Origin of the sequence: Microbispora sp. CSR-4 (assembly GCF_008033685.1) — a bacterium.
In the GTDB taxonomy this organism is placed as follows: Bacteria; Actinomycetota; Actinomycetes; order Streptosporangiales; family Streptosporangiaceae; genus Microbispora.
On the sequence record NZ_VJVX01000005.1, the window covers coordinates 144,259 to 167,720 of the forward strand.

Annotated in this window: 26 protein-coding genes and 1 tRNA gene; 16 read left to right on the forward strand and 11 right to left on the reverse strand. The window is 70.8% G+C overall.

Features of this window, described 5'->3' with window-relative positions; genetic code table 11:
• Positions 1-58 precede the first annotated feature (58 nt).
• The 4 genes from FLV34_RS07530 to FLV34_RS07545 are packed head-to-tail and all read right to left on the reverse strand — an operon-like array spanning position 59 to position 3,053.
• Positions 59-556, reverse strand: a complete 498-nt coding sequence (locus FLV34_RS07530) for a helix-turn-helix domain-containing protein (RefSeq protein ID WP_142651328.1) — start codon at positions 554-556, stop codon at positions 59-61.
• Positions 557-571: 15 nt separating this feature from the next.
• Positions 572-1,162 carry an NAD(P)-dependent oxidoreductase gene (locus FLV34_RS07535; protein ID WP_142651327.1) on the reverse strand — a complete coding sequence of 197 codons (591 nt, stop codon included), beginning with the start codon at positions 1,160-1,162 and terminating at the stop codon, positions 572-574.
• A gap of 15 nt (positions 1,163-1,177) precedes the next feature.
• The gene (locus tag FLV34_RS07540) at positions 1,178-2,287 is read right to left on the reverse strand and encodes an alkene reductase (RefSeq protein WP_147942697.1); all 1,110 of its coding nucleotides are present in this window, start codon (positions 2,285-2,287) and stop codon (positions 1,178-1,180) included.
• Positions 2,288-2,327: 40 nt separating this feature from the next.
• A complete protein-coding gene (locus FLV34_RS07545) occupies positions 2,328-3,053 on the reverse strand; it encodes a DsbA family protein (RefSeq protein ID WP_142651325.1) in 726 nt (241 codons plus the stop codon).
• Positions 3,054-3,178: 125 nt separating this feature from the next.
• Here FLV34_RS07545 and FLV34_RS07550 point away from each other — a divergent pair, with 125 nt between their 5' ends.
• Positions 3,179-3,619, forward strand: coding sequence for a helix-turn-helix domain-containing protein (locus FLV34_RS07550; protein ID WP_142622504.1), 441 nt, complete (start codon positions 3,179-3,181; stop codon positions 3,617-3,619).
• Positions 3,620-3,664: 45 nt separating this feature from the next.
• On the opposite strand, the gene FLV34_RS07555 is transcribed toward FLV34_RS07550, so the two are convergent.
• Complete coding sequence (locus FLV34_RS07555; RefSeq protein ID WP_147942698.1) at positions 3,665-5,104, reverse strand: PLP-dependent aminotransferase family protein; 1,440 nt, start codon at positions 5,102-5,104, stop codon at positions 3,665-3,667.
• A 77-nt stretch (positions 5,105-5,181) separates the two neighbouring features.
• Between FLV34_RS07555 and FLV34_RS07560 the strand changes: the two genes are divergently transcribed.
• Positions 5,182-5,931, forward strand: a complete 750-nt coding sequence (locus FLV34_RS07560; RefSeq protein WP_147942699.1) for an isocitrate lyase/phosphoenolpyruvate mutase family protein — start codon at positions 5,182-5,184, stop codon at positions 5,929-5,931.
• Here FLV34_RS07560 and FLV34_RS40260 read toward each other — a convergent pair.
• From FLV34_RS40260 to FLV34_RS07570, 3 genes are read right to left on the reverse strand one after another with little or no spacing between them, the layout of a single operon-like run.
• Positions 5,928-6,053 (reverse strand): hypothetical protein, encoded by a 126-nt coding sequence (locus tag FLV34_RS40260; protein ID WP_205831016.1) that lies wholly within the window; start codon positions 6,051-6,053, stop codon positions 5,928-5,930. The genes FLV34_RS07560 and FLV34_RS40260 overlap by 4 nt on opposite strands.
• A 3-nt stretch (positions 6,054-6,056) precedes the next feature.
• The gene (locus FLV34_RS07565) at positions 6,057-6,902 is read right to left on the reverse strand and encodes a class I SAM-dependent methyltransferase (RefSeq protein ID WP_142651322.1); all 846 of its coding nucleotides are present in this window, start codon (positions 6,900-6,902) and stop codon (positions 6,057-6,059) included.
• A gap of 35 nt (positions 6,903-6,937) precedes the next feature.
• Positions 6,938-8,089, reverse strand: coding sequence for an NAD(P)/FAD-dependent oxidoreductase (locus FLV34_RS07570; RefSeq protein WP_147942700.1), 1,152 nt, complete (start codon positions 8,087-8,089; stop codon positions 6,938-6,940).
• A gap of 181 nt (positions 8,090-8,270) precedes the next feature.
• Between FLV34_RS07570 and FLV34_RS07575 the strand changes: the two genes are divergently transcribed.
• Both FLV34_RS07575 and FLV34_RS07580 read left to right on the forward strand, forming a co-directional pair.
• A complete protein-coding gene (locus FLV34_RS07575) occupies positions 8,271-8,858 on the forward strand; it encodes a TetR/AcrR family transcriptional regulator (protein WP_147942701.1) in 588 nt (195 codons plus the stop codon).
• Positions 8,859-9,254: 396 nt separating this feature from the next.
• Complete coding sequence (locus FLV34_RS07580) at positions 9,255-10,508, forward strand: serine hydrolase (RefSeq protein WP_187280564.1); 1,254 nt, start codon at positions 9,255-9,257, stop codon at positions 10,506-10,508.
• 334 nt (positions 10,509-10,842) lie between these two features.
• Here the strand turns inward: FLV34_RS07580 and FLV34_RS07585 are convergent, their stop codons facing one another.
• A complete protein-coding gene (locus tag FLV34_RS07585) occupies positions 10,843-11,106 on the reverse strand; it encodes a hypothetical protein (protein ID WP_142651318.1) in 264 nt (87 codons plus the stop codon).
• A 53-nt stretch (positions 11,107-11,159) separates the two neighbouring features.
• Here FLV34_RS07585 and FLV34_RS40265 point away from each other — a divergent pair, with 53 nt between their 5' ends.
• The 7 genes from FLV34_RS40265 to FLV34_RS07615 all read left to right on the forward strand — a co-directional run bounded on the left by FLV34_RS40265 (position 11,160) and on the right by FLV34_RS07615 (position 17,359).
• Complete coding sequence (locus tag FLV34_RS40265) at positions 11,160-11,327, forward strand: hypothetical protein (RefSeq protein ID WP_168066480.1); 168 nt, start codon at positions 11,160-11,162, stop codon at positions 11,325-11,327.
• Between the two features lie 217 nt (positions 11,328-11,544).
• Positions 11,545-11,910, forward strand: coding sequence for a DUF2809 domain-containing protein (locus FLV34_RS07590; RefSeq protein ID WP_142651317.1), 366 nt, complete (start codon positions 11,545-11,547; stop codon positions 11,908-11,910).
• 42 nt (positions 11,911-11,952) lie between these two features.
• On the forward strand, positions 11,953-12,270 hold the full coding sequence (locus tag FLV34_RS07595) for a hypothetical protein (protein ID WP_185949079.1): 318 nt from the start codon (positions 11,953-11,955) through the stop codon (positions 12,268-12,270).
• Between the two features lie 24 nt (positions 12,271-12,294).
• On the forward strand, positions 12,295-12,966 hold the full coding sequence (gene pnuC / locus FLV34_RS07600) for a nicotinamide riboside transporter PnuC (protein WP_261985695.1): 672 nt from the start codon (positions 12,295-12,297) through the stop codon (positions 12,964-12,966).
• Positions 12,963-14,075 (forward strand): AAA family ATPase, encoded by a 1,113-nt coding sequence (locus FLV34_RS07605; protein WP_147942703.1) that lies wholly within the window; start codon positions 12,963-12,965, stop codon positions 14,073-14,075. Before pnuC ends, FLV34_RS07605 begins: the two co-directional genes overlap by 4 nt.
• Before the next feature lie 121 nt (positions 14,076-14,196).
• Positions 14,197-15,132, forward strand: coding sequence for a class A beta-lactamase (gene bla / locus FLV34_RS07610; RefSeq protein ID WP_147942704.1), 936 nt, complete (start codon positions 14,197-14,199; stop codon positions 15,130-15,132).
• Between the two features lie 73 nt (positions 15,133-15,205).
• Positions 15,206-17,359: a transglycosylase domain-containing protein gene (locus FLV34_RS07615; RefSeq protein ID WP_260617502.1), complete on the forward strand. Its 2,154-nt coding sequence runs from the start codon at positions 15,206-15,208 to the stop codon at positions 17,357-17,359.
• 19 nt (positions 17,360-17,378) lie between these two features.
• Here FLV34_RS07615 and FLV34_RS07620 read toward each other — a convergent pair whose 3' ends face one another.
• The gene (locus tag FLV34_RS07620; protein WP_187280565.1) at positions 17,379-17,714 is read right to left on the reverse strand and encodes an STAS domain-containing protein; all 336 of its coding nucleotides are present in this window, start codon (positions 17,712-17,714) and stop codon (positions 17,379-17,381) included.
• 204 nt (positions 17,715-17,918) lie between these two features.
• Here FLV34_RS07620 and FLV34_RS07625 point away from each other — a divergent pair, with 204 nt between their 5' ends.
• Both FLV34_RS07625 and FLV34_RS07630 read left to right on the forward strand, forming a co-directional pair.
• The gene (locus tag FLV34_RS07625) at positions 17,919-18,446 is read left to right on the forward strand and encodes a C40 family peptidase (protein ID WP_147942706.1); all 528 of its coding nucleotides are present in this window, start codon (positions 17,919-17,921) and stop codon (positions 18,444-18,446) included.
• Positions 18,447-18,465: 19 nt separating this feature from the next.
• Positions 18,466-21,867 carry a BTAD domain-containing putative transcriptional regulator gene (locus FLV34_RS07630; protein ID WP_147942707.1) on the forward strand — a complete coding sequence of 1,134 codons (3,402 nt, stop codon included), beginning with the start codon at positions 18,466-18,468 and terminating at the stop codon, positions 21,865-21,867.
• Here the strand turns inward: FLV34_RS07630 and FLV34_RS07635 are convergent.
• On the reverse strand, positions 21,803-22,423 hold the full coding sequence (locus tag FLV34_RS07635; RefSeq protein WP_147942708.1) for a hemerythrin domain-containing protein: 621 nt from the start codon (positions 22,421-22,423) through the stop codon (positions 21,803-21,805). The genes FLV34_RS07630 and FLV34_RS07635 overlap by 65 nt on opposite strands.
• Positions 22,424-22,529: 106 nt before the next feature.
• Here FLV34_RS07635 and FLV34_RS07640 point away from each other — a divergent pair, with 106 nt between their 5' ends.
• The 3 genes from FLV34_RS07640 to FLV34_RS07650 all read left to right on the forward strand — a co-directional run bounded on the left by FLV34_RS07640 (position 22,530) and on the right by FLV34_RS07650 (position 23,434).
• Positions 22,530-22,739, forward strand: a complete 210-nt coding sequence (locus FLV34_RS07640; protein ID WP_142651310.1) for a transposase — start codon at positions 22,530-22,532, stop codon at positions 22,737-22,739.
• Between the two features lie 192 nt (positions 22,740-22,931).
• Positions 22,932-23,267 carry a hypothetical protein gene (locus tag FLV34_RS07645; protein WP_147942709.1) on the forward strand — a complete coding sequence of 112 codons (336 nt, stop codon included), beginning with the start codon at positions 22,932-22,934 and terminating at the stop codon, positions 23,265-23,267.
• 94 nt (positions 23,268-23,361) lie between these two features.
• A tRNA-Thr gene (locus FLV34_RS07650) sits at positions 23,362-23,434 on the forward strand.
• Positions 23,435-23,462: the final 28 nt, after the last annotated feature.

A 23,462-nucleotide genomic window follows, 5' to 3' on the forward strand; every position in this document is an offset into this window, starting at 1 on the left:
TTTCCGGGCCACTCCGCCGGCGTTCCGCCTGGAGTGTCGAACAGCGCCTGACGCACGATCAGCCTCTCTGCGGGTCGGCCCAGTCACCGTGGGCCACGATGGCGAGGTCCTCGGGGCCGACATCCCTGCCGGAGACGGTGCGCGGGCCGATCACGACCGGCTCGCCGGTGCCCCGTTCGACGAGACGCAGCGGGCCGCCGTCCTCACCCTGCAGGTACTTGTTGCCCCACTGCATGAGCGCGAAGACGGCAGGGAACAGGTCCCTGCCCTTCTCCGTCAGCAGGTATTCGTAGCGGGTCCGCTTGCCCGGCTCCCGGTAGGGCTGCTTGGTGAACACCCCGATGTCGGTCAGGTCCTTGAGCCGTGCCGCGACGATCGCGTCGCCGATCTTCGTCCGCCGTACGAAGTCGTCGAACCGGGTCGTGCCGTAGAAGGCCTCGCGCAGGATCAGCATCGCCGACCGCGTGCCGATGGTCTCCATCGACCTGCCGATCGAGCAGTTGTCCAGCCGCCACGTGGTCCGATCGGCCAGAACACCCTCGAATGAGAGCGGCATGATGTCCCCTGATTTCTACGCGGGCCGGTCGGTGATGACGACGACACCTGACGGCGCGTCGAGCAGTTCCACCGTACGGTCGGCGGCGTGGTCGATCTGGACGCGTGGCTCGGCGGGGATCTGCTGTTCGTTGTAGGTGCCGGGTCCGTAGAACTGTCCGTAGCTGAGCACGACCCCGCCCTCGGCGAGTACGGAGCGTTCGAGCTCGGCGACGGCGTCGGCATCGGGGCCGGCCTGGAGCCGCCAGGCGACGGTCTGGGCGAGGATCTTCGGCGATCCGCTCTGCCGTGCCGCTTCGATCAGGTTCTGGTTGCCCTCGGTCCGGATGCGCGCGTTCAGCTCCACGTGCTCATCGAGCTTCTCCGCTTCGTCGGGCAGATCGGTCAGTTCGTTCAGGATGACGTCCGGGGCGAAGTCGCGGACCGCCTTGACGAGGGCGTCGCGGTCGAAGACGTCGCACAGGATCGGCTCGGCGCCGAGCCGGGCCAGTAGCTCGGTCTTGCCGGGTGAGCGGGTCATGCCGCCGACCACGTGCCCTGCCTTGACCAGGCGGGGAATCAGCCGCTGCCCGATCACGCCGGACGCGCCGGCCAGAAAGATCCTCATGCCCCTCACCTAACTTCACAATTTATTAGTCAGCGTAGACGGCCCACTTTCCTGGAGACAAGTCAGGGCCGGGTAGTCGGTGTAGCCCTTGTGGTCTCCGCCGTAGGCCCGGCTGAAGTCGGGGGCGTTGAAGGGCCCGCCGGTCCGCAACCGGCGAGGCAGGTCCGGGTTGGCCATGAAGAGCGAGGCGTAGGAGATCAGGTCGGCGGCGCTGTCGTCGATGAGCTTCAGCGACTCAGGCCCGGTGAATGCGCCGGGGGTGTACGGGTTGAGAATCAGCGTGCCGGTCCACCGTTCCCGCAGCCGGTGGGTGAGCTCCGTGTCGGGTCCTTCGGCGATGTGCAGGTAGGCCAGGCCGAGCGGGTTGAGCGCGTCGAGCAGCGCGAGGTAGGTGTCGTGGTGGCCGTCTTCGACGATGTCGTTGTAGACGTGGGACGGCCAGATCCGCAGTCCGACGCGGTCGGCGCCGACGGCGTCCGCCACGGCCCTGGCCACCTCGACGGTGAACCGGCCGCGTCGCCGGGCGCTGCCGCCCCACTCGTCGTCACGCTGGTTGGCGTTCGTCGATAGGAACTGGTGCAGCAGAAAGCCGCTGCCCGCGTGCAACTCCACCCCGTCGAAGCCGGCCTCGATCGCGTTGCGCGCCGCCGACGCGAAGTCCTCGATGGTCTCCTTGATGCCGGCCCGGTCCAGCGCCCGCGGGGTGACGAACTCCTGCGGGCCGTCCATGGTGAACACCGTTCCGGCGGCCTTCACCGGCGACGGCCCGACCGGTGTCAGCGTTCCCCCGTGCAGGCTGGGATGGCCGACCCGCCCCGCGTGCATGAGCTGAGCGAAGATCAAGCCGTTCCGCTCGTGCACCCCGGCGGTCACCCTCCGCCAGGCCTCGACCTGTCCGGCGCTGTGCAGCCCCGGCGTGTTCGGGAAGCCCTGCCCGATCGGCGAAGGCTGGGTGCTTTCGGTGATGATCAGACCGGCGTCGGCGCGCTGGGCGTAGTAGGTCGCCATCAGCGGGGTCGGGCTCGCTCCCGGCCCGTACGCGCGGTTCCGCGTCATCGGGGCCATGACCACCCTGTTGCGGGCGGTGTGCCGGCCGATGGTGATCGGTTCGAACGCTGTGGACATGAGACTCTCCCTTTGATCGGATTCGGCGAGACGGGACGGATCATTCGCCGCTGGGGGCGGGGGCCACGCAGCCGTCCGGGGTGCACACCCCGTCGCCGCCGGTTATCGGAGGCAGAGGGGAGACGGCGGCCGGATGGCCCTCCTCCCAGACGGAACCAATGGCCGAGAGCAGTTCGCCGGGGCCGATCGCGCCGGACATGGCGTACTTTCCGTCCAGGACGATGAACGGCGTGCCGCGGGCGCCGAGGCGCTGGGCCGTGTGCTGGTCGTCGGCCACCCGCGCCCGGTATCTGCCGTCGTGCAGCGCGGCAGCCGCGCCGTCGCGGTCCAGTCCCACCTCCGAGGCGAAGTCGAGCACCTGCTCAACGGTCCACAGGTCGCGGCCCTGCCCGAAGTGGGCGCGGAACATCGCCGACCAGATCTCGCCCGAACGGCCCTGGCCGGCGGCGTACGCGAGAAGCTCGTGGGCGAAGTCGGTCGGCCCCAGCCGGCGTTCGAGCGCGTTGTACGGCGTGAGTCCCTCGGCCTCGGCGGCCGCCTCGATCCGGCGCAGGACCTGCTCGCCGGTCGCCTCGGGCATTCCGGCCATGCGGAACAGCTCCCGCTGGGTCACTCCCTCACGAGGGAGGTCGGGATGCAGCTGAAAAGAGCGATGCACCACGTGGACGTCCGAGGCGTGCGCGAAGCGGTCCAGTGCCTGGCGCAGCCTGTGGTCCATCAGCCCGCAGTACGGGCACACGATGTCCGACCAGAACTCGATCTTCACGGGAATCGCCCTCGCTTCCTGGCTACATACCTTCTGTTCGTAGCGACATCGTGCATTAGAATCAAAACCCGTACAAAAGGCACATTCATGTGTGTAGAAGCGGTTACGCCAGAGGGGCGGCGTGCATGGCGGCGGAGAAGACACGGAAGGTCAGGACCGGAGTGCGGGCCGACGTGCGCGCCGCGCCGGGACCCTGCGCCCATTGGGACGACCAGGACGCGGACTTCATCCGCGAGGTTCTCGACCTCGTCGGCGACAAGTGGAGCGTGCTCGTCATCGGCACCCTCGCCGACGGCGCGACACGCTACTCCGACCTGGCCGCCGCGATCCCCGGCATCTCGCAGCGCATGCTGACGCTGACGTTGAAGCAACTGCGACGCAACGGGATCGTCAGCCGAACCGCCTACCCCGAGGTCCCGCCCAGGGTCGAGTACGAGCTGACCGGCCTGGGCACGTCGTTGCTTTCGACCGTGCTGGCGCTGGCCGCGTGGTCGGCCGACAACCAGGCCGAAATCCGACGCCACCAACAGACCTTCGACGCCGATACGCAGCCCGCGGGGAGCTGACCACGGTGGATCATCGGCCCGGCAGCGGGCGGGCCTGTCGGCCGGCTACGGCAGCACCTGGCAGAGTGCGTCCAGCGCGCCCGCCCACGCGCTGTCCGAGGGGGCCGCGTAGTTGACCACCAGCGCGTCCCGCTCGGGCAACCGCCGGCCGGAGCCCGCCGCGTCGTGGCGGAACGGCGCCATCCCGCTGACCGCCAGACCCTTCCGGGCCGCCGCCTGGACGACCGAGCGCTCGGTTCCATGCGGGAGTTCCAGGACCACCTGCAACCCGGCGGCCAAGCCGGTCACGCGGACGCCGGGGGCGCGCTGCGCCAGGGCCGCGACCAGTTGGTCGCGGCGACGCCGGTAGCGCAGCCGCATCGAGCGCACATGGCGGTCGTACGCGCCCGACGTGATGAACTCCGCGAGCGTCAGCTGTTCCAACGCGCTGGACATGTAGTCGATGTGCCCCTTGGCCGCCACGATCTCCGGGACCAGTTCCTCGGGCAGCACCATCCAGGCGAGCCGCAGTCCCGGAGCCAGTGACTTGCTCGCCGTGCCGAAGTACACCACCCGTTCTGGATCGAGGCCCTGCAGAGCACCCACCGGCTGACGGTCGTACCTGAACTCTCCGTCGTAGTCGTCCTCCAAAATCAGCCCGCCGGTGGCACGCGCCCAGTCGACGGCCGCCGTGCGCCGGGCCGGGCTCAGCGCGACCCCTGTCGGGTACTGATGCGCCGGTGTCAGCAGTGCTGCGCCGGCCCCGTTCAACCGCGCCAGATCGTCGGTGCGGGCGCCGTGTTCGTCGACGTAGAGGGGCGGGATGCGCAGGCCGGCGTCGCTCAGCAGGTCGCGATAGATGTGAAGTCCGTACGACTCGACGGCTACGGCCCGAACCCGCCGGGCCCGGAGCACCTGCGCCATCAGCGTCAGGCCATGGTGGAAACCGGAACAGACGACGATCCGCTCCGGCGCGGCGTACACCCCGCGGGCCCGCGCCAGATAGTCCGCCAGGGCGGCGCGCAGTTCCGCCCGGCCACGTGCGTCGCCGTAGCCGAAGGCGTCGTGTGGAGCCGCGGTCAGAGCGCGGCGGGCAGCGGCGAGCCACTGCGTGCGAGGAAACGTCGCGAGGTCCGGCGCGCCCGGCAGCAGGCCGAAGGTGGGACGGGGACGGGCCCGTCGCGTCCGGGGGGCGGAGGGTGCCGTCCTGTGCGGCTCGGACCGTTCGGCCACCCGGGTTCCGGAGCCCTGCCGGGCGGTGAGCCAGCCCTCGGCGACCAGTTCGGCATAGGAGTCGGCCACCGTGTTACGGGCGATGCCGAGATCGGCGGCAAGCGAACGGGACGACGGCAGCCGAGTGCCGGGCGCCAGGCGTCCCGTGCGTACGGCCTCGCGCAGAGCGTCTGTGAGCCCGGCCCGCAGCCCAGGCCCGGACAGTTCCAGATGCAGGTCGGCGCCGAAGGTGGAAGGCGCGGCAGCCGCCGAATTGGCCCGGGAATCTGTCATAACAATGGACCATACCCCAGGGCCATTTGATGCCTAGTGTTGCGGGCATGCATGTGCCATCCCGGACATCGATGAAGATGACCGCTCACACCTTCCGCGCCCTGCACCACGGGCGCGCCCCCGGCGACCCGCTCGTCCTGCCCGGACCCTGGGACGTGGCCAGTGCCCGCGTCTTCGCCAACGCCGGCTTTCCCGCGCTCGCCATACCGAGCGCCGGGATCGCCGCCTCCCTCGGTTACGCGGACGGCTCGACCCCGCCGGAGGAAATGTTCGACGCGATAGCGCGTATAGCCCGGGGGGTCACCGTCCCCGTATCCGCCGACGTCGAGGACGGCTACGGACTCGCCCCCGGAGAACTGGTCGGGCGCCTCCTGGAGGCCGGCGTCGTCGGCTGCAACCTGGAGGACTCCGAGAACGCCACGCTCAAAGACCCACACCGGCACGCGGACTGGCTGGCCGATGTCCGCGCACACGCAGGTGACGCGCTTTTCATCAACGCGCGCGTCGACACTTTCCTGTTCGGTTCCGGCGATCCGGCCGACGCCCTGACACGGGCCCGCCTGTATCTGGCGGCCGGCGCCGACTGCATCTATCCCCTTCTGGCGCCGCCCGAGGTGCTGCCCGTACTGCGGGAGGGCATCGAGGGCCCCATCAACATGGCAGCCCAGCCGGGGATCGATTCCATCACCGGCCTGGCCCGGCTGGGCGCGACACGCATCACCTTCGGCCCCGGCATGCACCAGCACGCGACCCGCGCCACCGGCGAACTCGCGACGCGGCTACGCGCGCCCGCCCGGGAGACGGAACCTGGGGTGGTGCGCCTCTAGATGGGGAAGCGGCCGCGGCGCCAGTGCCAGTGGCGGCCGGCATTCAGGTGGTCGGCGACCACGCGCTGGAGCACGGTGCGGCGCGGCAGCCGGTCGAGCGGCGTGGTCAGGGTGCGGAACACGAGTCATCGCACTCCATGCGGCTTGTGCCAGACCATGATCTCGGTCGCCGGAAGGCGCTCCGCGAAGTGGCCGTCGGGTGACGTCCGCCGCAGCACTGCGCGCAGGTCCCGCTCGAAGTCCGTCAGCCTGTCTCCGAACAGGTGAGGGGCCGAGCCTGACTGGGAGAACACCCACGCCACGACGTCGTCCGCGGTGCGGTCGGCCACCGCTCCGGCCGGCACGACATGGCGTTCGAAGCCCTCGAACCCGGCCCGTGCCAGCACGAGGTCCTCGCGATCCGGGGTGCCGTTGACGAGCGTCCCCTGCCCCGCACGGCGCACCGGCCCCAGATATCGGCGCACCAGCTCGCCGATCTCCGCGTACGGGGGAGCGGGCAGCGGCACCGGCGCCGGGTCGGCGGGGGCGTTCTTGAAATCGCTGATGTGGACGAACGCGCCTCCCGGCTCCAGCATGTCCCGCACGGTCGCGGCGACGCGGTCGCGATCGGTCCAGTGGAATGACTGGGCGAACACCACGACCCGGAACGTGCCCAGACCCGCCGGGAGGTCCTCGGCGCGGGCGGCCACCCAGCGCGCGTTGGTCACCCCGCGACGCCCGGCCTGCCGCGCGGCCTCGGCCAGCATGTCCTCGTCCGGGTCGACGCCGATCACCTCGGCGAAGAACCGCGCCAGAGCGAGGATCACCGTGCCCGGCCCGCAGCCGACGTCGAGGAGCCGGCCCCGCCCGTCCAGGCCCAGCGCCGCGGCCAGCGTTTCGGCGAGCCCCGGAGCGTACGGCAGCCGGCCGCGCTCGTAGTAGGACGCGCATCCCTGAAACAGGGTGCTGTCCCACTCCCATCCGTCAGGCATGCTGCCGATCCTTCCGCGCCAGGCCACGCTCCTTCTCACATGGAGCCGGGACCACCCAGCCTGACATGCTCGCCGGGGTCGGGCACGGCCAGCAGGAACTCGGCGCCGGGTTCGAGCAGCCTGGCCGTCTCGGCCGAGCGCGGCAGCATCGTCTTCTCGTAGCCGCGTACGGCGTCGCCGACGGTGGCGGAGCCGACCAGCGCGAGCGCGAGTTCGGCGGCGTCGAGCATGGCGAGGTTGACGCCGACGCCCAACGGCGGCATGAGGTGCGCGGCGTCGCCGAGGAGCGTCACGCTGGGCGAGTGCTCCCAGGTGTGCGGCACCGGCAGGGCGAAGATCGGACGGTCGACGTACGGGCCGTCGTTGTCGGTGATCATCCGGAGCAGCCGTGGCGACCAGGCGGCGAACTCGCGAAGCAGCAGCGCGCGGATTCCCTCGGTGTCCTCGGGGCGGAGCCCGTTCGCCGCGATCCAGTCCAGGGGGACGCGCCGCATGATGTAGACCCGCATGTGGCCGCCGCTGTTGCGCTGTGCGAAGAGGCCGCGGTCCCCGTCTGCGGCGTGGGCGCTGCCCCTCCCGACGAGTTCGGCGAGCTCGGGGCGTGCGCTGTCCATGTCGTCGAACCACGCCTCCAGGAAACCGACCCCGGTGTAGCGCGGGGTCGCGGGCGACACCGCGGCGCGGACGCGGGAGAAGGCGCCGTCCGCGCCGATCACGAGATCCGCCTCGACCGCCGTCCCGTCGGCGAACGTCAGGGTTCGCGGCCCGCCGATCGGCCCGCTCACCGATTCGAGGGTGCGTCCCCACCGGACCGTCCCCGGGGCGAGTGAGCGGAGCAGGAGATCGCGAAGCTGCCCGCGGTCGATCTCGGGGCTGATCATCTCGCCCTCGGCCGGCAGATGGTGGGCGAGGACGCGTCCCGCCGGATCGAGGCGGCGCATCTCCTGCCCCTCGAACCTGGCGAGCGCGAAGAACTCCTCGAGCAGGCCCGCTTCACGCAGGGCGAGCTGGCCGTCCTCCTCGTGCAGGTCGAGCGAGCCGCCCTGGTCGCGGGCGTCCGCGTCCGGATCCCGGTCCCAGACGGTCACCGCGATGCCGTGCCGCTGCAGGATGCGGGCGCAGGTGAGGCCCCCGGGGCCGGCGCCGATGATGCTGATCCGCGCGTTCGCGGGTGCCGGAGATTTCATGGTCGATCCCTTTCGTCGTCGGCGGGGTGCCCGGTGACACCGCCGTACGGCGACCTACGGCGACGACCGGTGCCTCGGGGGCGAGGCGGGACCCCTGCGGGGACCACCAAAGCAGAAACGAGTCCAAAAGTGCAACCGTTACAGTTTCTGTCTCAGTCCAGTTGTGGAGTAGGGTGACGCCATGCCCGACTCTCCGGCCATTGGCCGTCGCGAGCGCAAGAAGGCCGCGACGAGGCAGGCCATCGCCGACGCCGCCCTGGAGCTCTTCCTGGAGCACGGTTTCGAACGCGTGAGCGTCCGCGACGTCGCAGAAAGGGCCGACGTGTCGACGACGACCCTGTTTGCGCACTTCCCGGGCAAGGAGGCGCTGGTCTTCGACCGTGAGGAGGAGGTCGAGGCGGCGCTGACCGCCGCCGTCCGCGAACGGCCCGAGGGACAGAGTGTGATCGAGGCGCTCCGCGCCCACGCGCTGGAGTCCTGGGTGCGGGTCGTGTCGGATCCTCGTCTGCACGAGCTCCACGCGCTGGTGGACCGGACGCCCGCGCTCCGGGAGTACGCGGAACGCATGTGGATGCGGCACGCGGCCGCCCTCGGCACCGTGATCGCGGAGGAGCTCGGGCGCGAGGCGGATGACCTCGAATGTGCGGCTCTCGCGCGGTTCGTCGTGGAAATCCCGACCCTGGTGCGAGGCCGGGACGACCCGCGTGCGGCCGTGGAGACCGTTTTCGACCTGCTGGTTCACGGCTGGCGTGCGGAGCCCGCGCATTGAGGTTCTAACGGAAAAGGAAAACCGCACCATTCGGCGTTTGCGGCGCCGGTGAACGGAAAACAGCCCCCTCGAAAATAATGGTCCGCCGGACATTCTCGGATTCCATCAATTCGGGAAATGTCTGAATTGAGGACAGTGGTACATTTCGCGGGGGAGAAAATGCCCAAGTGTCCTAATGCTGTCGGCTTTTTGATGCTCGGGACCGCGCTGGTCGGTGGGGCCATGCCTGTGGGCGCTCCCGCCGTCGCCGCGTCCGGCGGCGAAACCGTCGTGACCGGCGTCGATTCCGATCATCCGTCCGATCGCGATCGTGGCCGGGCGCACGGGCGCGGGCACAATGCCCAACGGAACAAGCAGCGGCAGTCGGGGAACGAAAGCGAGCGCCAGAAGCAGAACATGCTCCGCGATCTCACGCTCGCCCTCACGCCGATGCAGAAGGGCGCCACGGATTCCCGGGCTCTGCCGTACAACTGGCAGAAAACGGACGCGACGGCGAACTCCGTCAGCGACCAGAACAGCCTGTCGGACATCACGAACCGGCCCGTCCAGAATTCGGACCAATCCGGAAGCACGCCCGAGGGCGGGCCGTCGGGGCCGGAGGACGATCCCACCAGGGACGGGACCGGTGCCGCCGCCAGTGCCGCGATGCTGGCGTATCTGAAGGATCTGGCCGCAAAAGACCAGTTCACCGGCTCGGCGCTGGTCGTACGGCGTGGGCAGGTGCTGGCACGCTTCGCCGCGGGCGAGGCGGACGAGGAAAGGCACATCCCCAACCGGCCCGACACGGTCTATCGGGTCATGTCGATCACCAAGCAGTTCACCTCGATGCTCGTGCTGAAGCTGCAGGACCGCGGGCTGCTCAAGCTGGACGACCCGATCTGCCCCTATCTCGTGCCGCGTTACATCAAGGCCTGCCCGGCGGCGTGGCGTCCGATCACGGTCCGTATGACGGTCACGCACACCTCGGGCATCCCCAACATCGAGAACCTGCCCGGCTACCTCGCCAATGTCTCGCGACCGACCACGCCCCGGAAACTCATCCAGCAGTTCGTGAACCTGCCGCTGGACTTCAAGCCCGGCACCAGCTGGAAGTACACCAACTCCGGCTACGTCCTGGCCGGCGCGATCATCCAGGCGGTGACGCACCAGCCGTACGGGGTCGTGCTGCGCAAGCTGATCACCGAGCCGCTGAACCTCCGGCACACCGGTTACAGCCCGACATATCCGCCGCGCGGGTTCGCGAAGGGCTACTTGTTGCACGGGAAGCCGGCCGCGCCCCTCAACGGCTCGGAACTGTTCTCCGCGACCGGTCTCTACACCACCGTCGACGACATCGCCCGCTGGGACCGGGCGTTCGGCTCGTTCACGGTCGCGCCGCCCGCCACGGTCAAGCTGGCGTTCACGCCGCAGGCGAAGTGCCCCTCCACCGGCTGCCTCAACCTGCCGTCGACCGCGTACGCCTTCGGATGGCTCGTCGACCGGCTGCAGGGGCACCCGCTCCGGTATCACCCGGGTCTGTTCATGGGCTACACGGCGAGCAACATGTATCTGCCCGCCGACGACATCCAGGTGGTCGTGCTCAGCAACGTGATGAACACCGACACCGCCGGGATCGCCCGCCACCTCGCCACGCTCGCGCTCGATCTCTGAGAAAGCACCGAGGACTCACAACATTCCCAGGGGGATTCACCCAGCGAGGTGGAGGCGGTGACCCCGGGCACGAGGGCGATGCCGTCGGAGTGCTCGCCGAGCACCGTGGGCATGTGGCCGAGCTTGCAGGTCAGCCGCCTCGCCACCGCGCCATGACCACGCATGTGCAGGGGCTCGCCGAGCCACGGCCCACGGCCTCCGGCCGTGGGCCGTTTCCGCAGGTCGATCACATGACGGTCCGCTCCTCACGGTCGTCCGCGGTGGCGGCTGATCGGGCCGTCGAACCGGGCCGGCCGCCACATCAACAGCACCACCGCCACGAAGGCGAGGACGATCACCACGATGAAGAGGATCCACAGCACGGAGGATCCGCTTTTCGGCTCCGCTGCGGCTTGACGCCGTCCCTGACGAGCAGGACGTCGCTGCTCTCCACCCCGAGGTCCGCCAGCTCGCTGAGGCCCTGTTGCCGCAGGTCCTCCCGTACGTCCTTGCCGGAGTACCGGCCGCCGCTGACCGACTCGAGGACGTCGAGGTCGTACGCGATGGTCACGGCCGGCTTGCCCACGGGCGGCGTGACGGTCGTGGGGTCGATCGGCACGACGGCGGGGGCATAGCCGTCGCGGCGCGTCCGGCGCCTGGACGACCACGGCCATGGGCGGAGGGGAGAAGCTCTCCTGCGGGGTCTCCAGGCAGGTGCTGGAGTATGTGCCGCCGCCGGTCACCGCGGGCCTGCTCCGGGCGACCACGGACGGCCGTGCCGCCCGTCTGCTGGCCGGGCTCAGCCCCGCCGTACGCGCCCAGATCGCCCTCGCCGACTGAGGCCGGCGTCGGCCGTTTCGACTGGAAAGACTATGCGCTCGGCATGATCCTTCCGATCGGCCTCCTCATAATCCAGGAGGCGAGGCAACGACGTAAGAGCTGATCTCCGCAGCTCACGAGCATTATTACCTTCACGCTCAAGGCTGGGGGCGTATCGGCGGCGACACCTGGATGCCCTGATGATCGTGGAATGTCGGGTTCTCGATAGGGTGCCGGGATGCCGAAGCGCAGAATCGCCGCTCTGGCCGCCGCCGTGGTCGTCGTGGCCGCCGGTCTGGCGATCCGGGCGCTGCTGCCCGGCGCGGTCGCCAAGTACGCGGGCGATCTCCTCTACACCCTCCTCGTGTACGCGCTGGTCGTCGTGGCCGTGCCGCGCGCCCGGCCGCTCGTGGTGGCGGCCGTGGCGCTCGGGGTGAGCTGGCTGGTGGAGTTCGCCCAGCTCACCGGAGTGCCGGCCGAGCTGTCGGCGCACAGCACGCTGGCGCGGTTGGTGCTCGGCACGACGTTCAACGCGCCCGACCTGTTCTGGTACGCGGTGGGCGCGGCCGTCGGTTACGCAATTGATTCGATCCGCGCGAAATAGCCATTGACCACTTCTGCGGGCAAAGTTCACATCCCTTTACTCGTGCGCACCGACTCCTGCATCGTCTTCACACCGGGCGCCGGCCGGTTTCCTCTCGTGGCCCAGGGCAGGGCGGCTCCGATCGTCGTCAGCGCGAGCGACTTCCCCGGTGTCACGCGGGTCGGGGGCGACCTGCGGGCCGACGTGGAGCGGGTCACCGGGGTGAGGCCCGCGGTTTTCACCGACACCGTGCCGGAGACCGGTGAGGTGGTGCTGGTCGGCACGATCGGGAAGAGCCCGCTCATCGCTGGAGCAGGTCGTGGAGCACCCGCTGCCGGGCGTCCGCCGCGCGCGCCGGATGATCCACCGCTCTATCCCTGATCACGATCCCTTGTTATCGTCACAGTGACGATTAAGGAGGTCGCGGTGGCGCTGACCGATCTGCTTGGGCCCCTCCTGGAGCCCGCGATCACCCTTGGCGGCGTTTCGACGAGCTGGGCCGAGCTGCTCGGCTTCGCGACGGGAGCGCTCACCGTCTGGCTGGTGGTCCGCCAGCACGTGTGGAACTGGCCGATCGGCGTCGCGAACGTCGTCCTGCTCGGTCTCGTCTTCCTGGCCGTGGGCCTGTACGCCGACGCGGCCCTGCAGATCGTCTACGTGCTCCTCGGCCTGTACGGCTGGTGGCAGTGGCTGTACGGCGGGGCCGGGCGGACCACGCTCACCGTCACCAGGACAGGCCGCGCGGAGTGGGGATGGCTCGTGCTCGCGGGCGCGGCGGCGACGGCGCTGCTCACCGCCGCACTCACGACCTGGACCAACTCGGCCGTGCCGTTCTGGGACGCCCTGACGACCGCGCTGTCGCTGATGGCGACCTACGGCCAGTGCCGCAAGCGGGTGGAGTCGTGGTGGCTGTGGATCACGGTCGACCTGGTCTACATCCCGCTTTACGCCTACAAGGAGCTCTACCTCACCAGCGTGCTCTACGTGCTGTTCCTCGCGCTGTGCGTGGCCGGGCTGCTCGCGTGGCGGCGCGACGAGGCCGCCCGGCCCGCCGCCGCTCCGGTGGTGACGCGATGAGCGCGCGATACGCGCACGGGCTGGTGATCGGCAAGTTCTACCCGCCCCACGCCGGTCACCACCACCTGGTCGACACCGCCGCCGAGCGGTGCGCGCTGGTCACGGTGGTCGTCGCCGCCAGCAGCGTGGAGAGCATCCCGCTCGCCCTGCGTACGGCGTGGCTGCGCGAGGCCCACCCGCAGCCCCACGTGGTGGTGGCGCCGGTCGTGGACGACATAGAGATCGACTACGACGACCCGGAGATCTGGGCCGCGCACGTCGAGGTCTTCCGGCACGCGCTGGAGTCGGCCCACGGCGGCCTCGCGCCCGATGTCGACGCCGTCTTCTCCTCCGAGACGTACGGGCCCGAGCTGGCCCGCAGGTTCGGCGGCGCGCACGTGGCGGTCGATCCGGGCCGGGTCCGCTATCCGGTCAGCGGGACGATGGTCCGCGACGACCCGGTGTCCGCGTGGCCCTGGCTGAGCCCCGCCGTACGCGCCTATCTCGCCCGGCGGGTGGTCGTCACCGGGGCCGAGTCGACCGGCACCACCACGCTCGCCCGCGCGCTGGCCGCCCACTACGCGGCACGCGGCGGCGTCTGGGCCGCGACCCGGTGGGTGCCCGAATACGGCAGGACCTACTGCGAGGAGAAGCTCGCCCTGGCCCGCCGTACGGCCAAGGCGGCGGGAGCGCCGGAGCCGTGGCTCGACGACCTGGAGTGGCGGCCGGAGGAGTTCACGCTGATCGCCCACCGGCAGCTCGACTGGGAGGACGCGGCGGCGCGGACCGGGTCTCCTGTGCTGTTCTGCGACACCGACGCGCTCGCCACCGCGCTGTGGCACGAGCGCTATCTCGGCACGGTGAGCTCGGAGGTCCTGCGCGTCCACGAACGGGCCCGGCACGACCTGTGGATCCACACGTCCGTGGACGGCGTGCCGTTCGAGCAGGACGGCTGGCGCGACGGCGAGCACGTGCGGCACGGCATGGACCGCCGGCTGCGCGCGGAGCTGGCCGGGCGCGGGCTGCCGCACGTGGTCGTCTCCGGGCCGCCCGAGGAGCGGCTGGCCGCCGCCGTACGGGCCGTCGACGATCTCGTCGCTACCGGCCGCGCGTTCGCCCCGCCGTTGTGAGCTGCTTTTATACGAGAACGCATATCGGTCGGTGGTCCATATGAATATTGGACATGTTCCGAACACTTTGCTTGGCTCCTGCGTCTAACGCCCCTGTGACGCATGAGAGCAAGGACATGTCATGATTTGGAGACTGCCGGTCGCACTGAAGACCACCACGATCACGGTCGCCCTCCTGGCCGGCGCCGTGCCCGCGGCGGGCCCCGCTGCCGCAGCCGCTGTACCCGCCGCACCCCAGGCCGCCGCCGCGCCCCGGACGGACGTGGCCGCCGCGCTGCGCGCGCTTGAGGCGTCGTTCAAGGGCCGCATCGGCGCGTACGCGATCGACACGGCGACCGGGAAGACGATCGGTTATAGGGCGGGCGAGCGGTTCCCGCTGCTGTCCACCTTCAAGGCGGTTGCCGCGGGAGCGGTGCTGGCCCGGACGACCGACCGGGAGCTGACGCGGAAGGTCGTCCACTGGACGGCCGACGAGGTGAAGTCGAACTCGCCGGAGACCGGCAAGCACGTGAAGGACGGGATGACGCTCGCCGAGCTGTGCCGGGCGGCGATCATCTACAGCGACAACACCGCCGGGAACATGCTGCTGAAGCGGATCGGCGGGCCGCGGGGCCTCACCCGTTATTTCCGCACGCTCAAGGACCCGGTGTCCCGGCTCGACCGCTGGGAGACCGACCTCAACATCTGGTCGCCCAAGGAGCGGCGCGACACCACCACGCCCGCGTCCGCCGCCCGCGATCTGCGGGGGCTCACGACCGGCGGCGTGCTGGGCGCGAAGGACCGGTCCCGGCTGATCGGATGGCTGCGCGACAACACGACAGGCGACGCGCGCATCCGCGCCGGGCTGCCGAAGACGTGGATCGTCGGCGACAAGACCGGCACCGGCGGGACGTACGGCACCGCCAACGACATCGCCGTCATCTGGCCGGCCAGGAACGCCGCCCCGATCATCATGGCGATCTACACCAACCGCCGGGCGGCCGACGGCGCCACCGCGGACTCGGTCGTCGCACGGACGGCGACCCTGCTGGCGCGCGGCCTCGGCAGGCTCTCGTGAACCACCGCGTTATGGGGCCGACCTTGTTTTGCGGCCCCATAACCTTGTCTATAGCCATTTGGGGGAGGTTCGTGTGAACGCCACGGGGAAGGTGTTGCGCCTGATCGCCATGGGAGCAGCGGCGGGCGTGTTGGTCGCGGGGATCGCGTTGCCGGCGGTGGGAGGCGCGGGCGTCGGGGTGGTGTCGGCCGTCGAGGACGTGGACCTGAAACCCCGCGACCTCACCGAGCCTCCGCTGGCGCAGGTCTCGGTCGTGCAGGACGTGAAGGGCCACGAGATCGCGCGGTTCTACGAGCAGTATCGCGAGGTCGTCCCCCTCGACCAGATCGCCGACATCATGAAGACGGCCATCATCTCGATCGAGGACTACCGGTTCTACCAGCACGGCCCGATCGACATCGAGGGCACCATCCGCGCCCTGGCCAAGAACCTGCAGTCGGGCGGGGTCGCCCAGGGCGGCTCCTCCATCACCCAGCAGTACGTCAAGCAGGTGCTGCTCAACGCCGCCACGACCGAGCAGGAGAAGAACGAGGCGCTGGCGCCCAGCTACGCCCGCAAGCTCAACGAGCTGCGCTACGCGATGGGCGTGGAGGAGAAGTACTCCAAGGACCAGATCCTGGAGAAGTACCTCAACATCGCCTACTTCGGCGCGGGCGCGTACGGCGTCGAGGCGGCGGCCAAGCGGTTCTTCGGGGTCAGCGCGAAGGACCTGACGCTGCCGCAGGCGGCGACGCTCGCGGGAGCCGTGCAGGACCCCAACGCCACCGACCCCAACCTGGGCAAGACCAGCCGCGACCGGCTGCTGAAGCGGCGCAACGTCGTGCTCGACCGGATGGCCGAGCTGAACAAGATCACCAAGGATCAGGCGGCCCAGGCGAAGAAGACCCGGCTCGGCTACAAGGGAACCCCGCTGCCCGGTGGCTGTGAGTCGAGCAAGTATCCGTACTTCTGCGTCTACGTGCGCAACGAGATCCTCAGCAACCCCGACTTCGGCAAGACGGCCAAGCAGCGCCTGGCGTTCCTCAACCGCGGCGGCCTGACCATCAAGACCACGATCGACCCCTCGATGCAGGCCGCCGCCGACAAGGCGATCAGGAAGTGGGTCCACCCGACCGACAACCCCGTGGCCGCCGAGGCGCTGGTGCAGCCCGGCACCGGGGCGATCAAGGCGATGGCCGCGAGCCGTCCGTACGGGACGCACAAGACCAGGAACGAGGTGTCCTACAACCTCGTGGCCGACGTCGCGCACGGCGGCGGCATCGGCTTCCAGGCCGGCTCGACCTTCAAGACCTTCACCCTGCTCACCGCGCTGAAGCAGGGCATGAAGATCAACGACGGGTTCAGCGCGGGCGCCGGCTACACCGCGCCGGGCTATTCGACGTTCAAGAACTGCGCGGGCCAGCCCATCGGCGACCCGAGCCACACCGTCACCAACGACGAGGGATCACCGGGCTGGCTGACCCTGCAGACCGGCACCTGGCACTCGGTCAACACGTTCTTCATGATGCTGGAGCAGCGGGTCGGGCTCTGCGACGTGGTCAAGACGGCCAAGTCGCTGGGCATCCACCGGGCCGACGGCAATCCGCTCAAGGAGTTCGAGACGTTCACGCTCGGCATCAACGAGATGGACCCGGTGACCGTCGCCACCGCGTACGCCGCGATCGGCGCGCGCGGCAAGTACTGCGCGCCGATGGCGATCACCCAGATCACCGACAGCACCGGCAAGACCACCAACTACAGCCCCAAGTGCCGTCAGGCCATCGACCCCGAGGTGGCGGACGCGGCGGCGCACATCCTGTCGGGCGTCCTGACCAAGGGCACGATGGCGGCGGTCGGCGGCATCGGGCGTGACGCGGCGGGCAAGACCGGGACCAACGACGACTCCTCCTCCGCCTGGTTCGCCGGGTTCACCCCCGACCTCGCCGGCGCGGTCAGCCTCGGCGACCCCCGTGGCACGTCGAAGTACAAGCTGAACAACGTGACGATCGGCGGCCGTTACTACGGCTCGGTGTTCGGCGCCAGCATCCCCGGCCCGATCTGGAAGGACACCATGCTGCGGGCGCTGCGCAACGTGCCGCCGACCGACTTCACGCCGGTCGACAGCGCGCGGTTCGGCGGCTGCGGCGACAGTTGCCGGAGCCTGGTGTCCGTGACGCCCCCGACAGGGGACGACGGCGGTCCGATGCCGGGGGACAACGTGCCGGTGGAGGTCCTGCCCAACGACTAGTCCACAGCTAGTCCGTCAGCTAGTCCGTCAGCGCGTCGGCCGTGTCCAGGACGCGGAACAGCCGGGTCAGGTTCGTCCAGCGGAGGATCCGCAGCACCTGGCCGGCCGGCGCGATGAGGGCGAGATCGCCGTCCCTGTCACGCAGGTTGTGCACCAGGCGCACGAGCAGCCCCACGCCCGTGGTGTCGATGAACCGCACCTCGCTGAGGTCCACGGCCAGCCACGGGCCGTGGGCCTCGATCTGGATGAGCAGCGGCTCGCGCAGGCGCCGCACCGCGTGGAGATCCAGCTCTCCGCGCAGCCCGAGCACCCACCAGCGAGTGGGGGAAGGGGGTTGTGCCGTCCACGTCTCCACGGTGGTTCCCTTCGCTCTTCTTGGCGCCGGGGACCACCGGGTGAGCGGGACGGGGAGGTCCGGGGCGACCGACGAAGCGTTTCGACCGACGCGCCGATGACCGTACGAGCCGCACCCAGGGTAACAATCCCCCTCCGTTGCGTCGATCGGCTCACGTAAAGCTTCCGTGGCACCGGCGGAATCGAGTGGCTATCGTCACGGTTTATGGGGGTTGAGCGCACGTTGCGGCGCCGGCTGGTCCTGATCGGGGGAATCGTCGCACTGGCCGCCGCGGGATCCGCGCCGCTCAACGAGGAGCTGACCAGGGCCGTCGCCGTCGCGTACGCGGCCCAGGGCGCGCTGCCGTACTCGTGGGGCGGGGGACACGCGGCCCGGCCGGGTCCCTCGAAGGGGACCTGCCGGGGATACAGCGGCTCGGTCAGGCCCTGCCCGGCCGACCGGACGCGCGGCTTCGACTGCTCGGGGTTCACCCGCTGGGTGTACGACCAGGCGTTCGGCGACGACGTGCTCGGCCCCGGCAACACCGACGCCCACGTCGCCCGGCTGCGCAGGGTCGCGGTGCCGCAACCCGGCGACCTGGTCTTCCACGGCAGGCCCGGCAGGACGCACCACGTCGGGGTGTACGTCGGCGGCGGAAAGATGATCAACGCGTTCGCCACCGGGACGCGCATCCGCATGGACGACGTGTCCGTGTTGGACGACCTGCTCGGCTATTACCACTACCGACCCTGATCCCTATGCTTGCCCCGTAATGGTGAGATTGCGGGTTCTGGGGCGAATCGCGGCGGAGGTCGACGGGCGTCCGGCGGACCTCGGGACGTCGCTCCAGCGCGCCGTGCTGGCCCGGCTGGTCTGCGCCCGCGGACACGTGGTGTCGACCGACCGGTTCGTGGACGACCTGTGGAGGGGCCAGCCGCCGCCGCGCGCGCTGGGCGCGCTCCAGGTCTACGTCTCCAACCTCAGGCGGGCACTCGAGCCGGGCCGCGCCCCCCGCGCCGCCGCCCGCGTGCTGGTCACCACTCCCCCCGGTTATCGGCTGGCGCTGGAGCCCGGCGACGTGGACGCCTGGCGCTTCCCCCGGCTGGTCGAGTCCGCCGCCGGCCTGCTCACCGAGGGGCGGCACGCGCGGGCGCTGGAGGTCGTGGACGAGGCGCTGGCCCTGTGGACCGGCCAGGCGTACGCGGAGTTCGGCGAGGAGGAGTGGGCCGTCCCCGAGGTGGTCCACCTGGACGAGCTGCGGGCGGTCGCGGTGGAATACCGCGCCGAGGCCGGGCTCGCGCTCGCCCGCCACGGCGAGGTCGTTCCCGAGCTGGAGCGCCACCTCACCGCCCACCCCCTGCGCGAGAACGCCGTGCGGTTGCTCGCGCTCGCCTACTACCGGGCCGGGCGGCAAGGGGAGGCGCTGGCGGTCCTGCGCAGGACTCGCGACCAGCTCGCCGACCAGCTCGGCATCGATCCCGGGCCCGCCCTGCGCGCGCTGGAAGCGGACATCCTCGCGCAGGCCGAGTCGCTCGACGCGACCCCCGTACGCGCGATACCCGTCCCGTCGGCGGCGCAGCACCCCGTGCCCGCCCCGGTGCCCGCCCCGGCACCCGCCCCGGCACCCGCCGGGGATTTCGAGCCCGTCCGCATGGTGGGCCGTACGGCCGAGCTGTCCCGGCTGGCCGCCGCGGCGGAGCGGGCCAGGGCCGGTTTCCGCATCGCCTGGCTCGGTGGCGAGGCGGGCTCGGGCAAGAGCACGCTGGCCGACGCGCTCGTGCGGCGCCTGTCGGCGGACGGCTGGCAGACCGTGATCGGCCGCTGCCCCGAGACGACCGGCGGCGTCCCGCCCGCATGGGCGTGGAGCGAGGTGCTGCGGGAGCTGTCCGCGGCCTGCCCGCCCGAGCCTGGGACCGCTGCCAGGCTGGCGCCACTGCTGACCGACGACGCCGCGCCCGTGGGGCAGTTCTGGCTGGCGCGGGCGGCCGGCGACTATCTGGACGGCGTACCGGGACCGCTGCTGATCGTCCTGGAGGACGTGCACCGGGCCGACGAGGAGACGCTCCAGCTCCTGCGTCACCTGGCCGGCCGCCTGACGCGGACGCCGGTCCTCGTCCTGCTCACGCACCGGCCGGCCGAGGCGGGCGATGACCTCACGGCCACCAGGGCGGCGCTCGCCGTGCAGGCCGTGGAGAACATCACCCTCGGCGGCCTGGGCGAACGCGAGGTGGCCCGGCTGCTCGCGGAGCGTTCCGGTACGGAGGTCGACGAGGCCACGGTGCGCACGGTCACCGAGCGGACCGGCGGCAACCCGCTGTTCGTGACGGAGACGGCCCGGCTGCTCGCGGTGGACGGCCCGTCGGCGGCCCACGCGCTGCCGCCCGGCGTGCGCGATCTCATCCGGCGGCGTCTCGCCCGGTTGCCCGCGACGGCCCGGACGACGCTGCGCAACGCCGCCGTTCTCGGCCGGGAGGCCGATGCGGACGTGCTGATCGCCATGCCGGGGGCCGACGAGGAGTCCGTGCTCGACGGCCTTGAGGCGGGTGTGCTGTCCGGCCTGCTGGAGGAGCCGCGCCCCGGCCGCGTCCGGTTCGCCCATGTGCTCGTGCGCGAGACGCTGTACGAGGACATCCCGCGGCTGCGCCGTACGCGGATGCACGGCAAGGCCCTGGCGGCGCTCGAACGGGTGCGCCCCGGCGACGTGGGGGCGCTCGGGCACCACGCGCTCGCCGCCGCGACGACCGCGACCGCCCTCACTGCGGCCGAGTACGCGGCGCGGGCCGCCGGGCAGGCGACCGCCCTCTACGCGCACAAGGAGGCGGCGGCCCTGCTGGAGGGCGCGCTGGGCGCGCTCGACCTGGTGAGCGAGGGGGCGGACGGCGCCGGTCGGGACCTTCGCCTCGACCTCCTGTGCCGCCTGGTGTCCGCGCAGTCGCACGCGGGCGACGTGATCACGGCGGTGCGCAACCGGACGAAGGCGCTCGCGGTGGCCCGCCAGACGGAGGATCGCGGCGCGGTCGCGCGGGCGGTGTCCTCGCTCGACGCGCCGGTCATCTGGACCATCCAGCCCGACCGCGTGCTCGACGCCGACCTCGTCGAGGCGATCGAGGAGGCGCTGCCCGCGGAGGCAGGCGAGCTGCGCTGCCGGATGCTCGTCGCCCTCTGCCACGCGCTCGAAGGACACGACGCGGCGCGCATCGAGGCCGCCAGTGCGGAGGCGCTGGCGATCGCGGACGCCCTCGGCGACCCACGCCTGCGGTGCATGGCGCTCAACGGGCGCTACTGGGTCTGCCTGACCCCGGAACGGCGGGACGACCTGGAGCGGCTCGGGCACGACCTGCTGGCCGCCTCGGCCGCCGCCGGGCTCCTCGGCTACCAGACGCTCGGTCACTTCTCGCTGCTCATGGCCGCGCTGGGCCGCAACGACTGGGCCACGGCGCGCCGACACGCCGACAAGGCGATGGAGCTGTCGACGAGCGGCCAGCTCGGCCTGGCCCTCGGCATCCTCGCGTTCCTCGACGCCGTGCACCTGCTGGTCAGGGGCGAGTTCGAGCGGGCCGAGAGCGCCTACACGCAGCTCGGCGAGCGGCTGGCGAGCACCGGTGACGCCAACGGCGCGATGGTGGGGACGGTCGGCCGTTTCGTGGTCACGCTGGCCGCGGGGCGGGTCCACGAGTCGGTGGAGGAGCTCGCCGCCCTGTGGGAACGCCTGCCACAGGACGTCGGCGAGCTGTACACGCGGGCGCTCGTCGGGGCCGGCCGGCTGGAGGAGGCCCGCGTGGTGTGGGCCTCCGCACGCGTCCCCCGCCGGGACTACTACTGGCTCGTGTTCCTGTCCCTCCGTGCGGACAACGCGATCGCGCTCGGTCACCGGGCGGAGGCCGAGGAGTGCTATCGCCTGCTGCTGCCGTCCGACGGCGAGCTGGCCGGGTTGCACTCGGGCTCGGTGACGCTCGGGCCGGTCGCCCACACGCTCGGCGACCTGGCGGCGTTCCTGGGCCGGTCCGGCGACGCCGGGGCCCACTATCTGCGGGCCGCCGAGGTCGCCCGGCAGGCCGGCTCTCCGCATTGGGAGGAGGCCGCCCGCCGCGAAGCCGACAACGCAGCGCTCATGCGGAGCCGAAGATCAGCCGCTCGCGGCGACGGTGGGCGCGGCGCATCAGCGCCAACATGACGACCAGGACGGGCCCGGCCAGCCTGCGCAGCTCCGCCAGTTCCTCCGGCAGCGCGTGCTGCTCGATCCTGGGCAGCTCGAAGCGAACGTCGCCACCCTTGCGGACGTGCTGCTCCAACTCCTCCCAGTCCTTGCCGGAGACGTGCCGCATGATGATCGGAAAGATCGTGCGCTCCTCCTCCTGGATGTGCTCGTCGAGCAGGTCGGCCAGCCGGCGCAGCGGCTTGGCCAGCTCGGCCGGGTCGCCCGCGACGGCCTGGATCTCCTCCAACAGCGGGTCGAGCTCGGAGTGGTCCTCGCTCAGCTCGCTCAGGTCGATCTCGGCGCCCGCCGAGCGGACGAGCAGCGGCCACAGGCGGTCGTCCTCGGTCTTGTGGTGGGGGTGGATGCCGCGGCACAGCTTGGTCGCGTAGTCGCGGATGGCAGCGGCGCGCTCCGGGCCGCACGGCTGCCGGCCGGCGGCGATCTCGGCGGTGACGTCGGCGAGGCGCCGGGAGTCGGTGCGCATCGCCCGGTGCGCGATGCGGAAGCCCAGCAGGTTGGGAGTATCAGACATGGGCTCATCGTGCGGCTCCCCACTTGGAGTCGATTGAGACTCCGCTTAAACCGATTCCCCTGGGACGGGAGGTAGCCATGGGGAAAACCCGATAGCTTGTTCCCCTATGGACAGCCGATGGGTGGGACCGGACGGTTATGAGATCGTCCCCGCGTACCGCCGTGACCGGCAGGTGCTGCGGGTGCGGCGCAACGGCCAGGTGATCGCCGACTGTCTCTCGGTCGAGGAGGTCGCCCGATATGTCGATCTCGCCGACCTCTGCGAAGTGATCCCGCTGCCCGTCAGGACCCGCGACGCCCGTACGGCCGTCAAATAGCCTGGTCACACGGAGGCCGCAGGCGTAACAGGGGTGGCCCCTGGGCACTCAGATGCCGAGGGGGAATCGATGCGCCTGCCTGTCCGTCTGCCTGTCCGTCTGCCTGTCTGCCTGTCTTTCGTCGCACTGTCTTTCACCGCCATCGCGCTCTGCGCCGCCGTGGGCGGCTGCGGGTCGGCGACCACGGGCTCCGTGGCCGAGACGCCGGTGTACGTGCTCAACCTCCGAGACTCCGAGCGGGGCAGGGCGGAGCAGCGGCCGGCGAACCTCGTGCTCTCGGAGTTCAGCACGATGAGCGGGGTCACCTGGCGGACGTGGGGGCCGACGAGGGCGACCGGCGCCGGGAAGATCAGCGGCACCTGGTGCCTGCCCGAGTGCGCGGACGCGCCGTACGCCGCTACGGTGACGCTGAGCAGCGTGATCCCGGTCAAGGGCAAGGGCTACTTCAGCCGCTACGCCGTGACGGCCGACGTGCCCGTACGGCAGCGTCCCGAGGCCGACCTGTCCGGGGTGCTGCCGACGCCCTGAGCCCCTGCGCGGGAGGGGCGATTCGAGTTCGCGTACACCGCCGTGGCCGTGTATGGTTACACCTGTCCGCAGCGCGAGAGCGGCAGGCGGACCCGCCCCTATAGCTCAGTCGGCAGAGCGTCTCCATGGTAAGGAGAAGGTCAACGGTTCGATTCCGTTTGGGGGCTCTAGCCAGAAAGTCCTATCCAAGCAGCG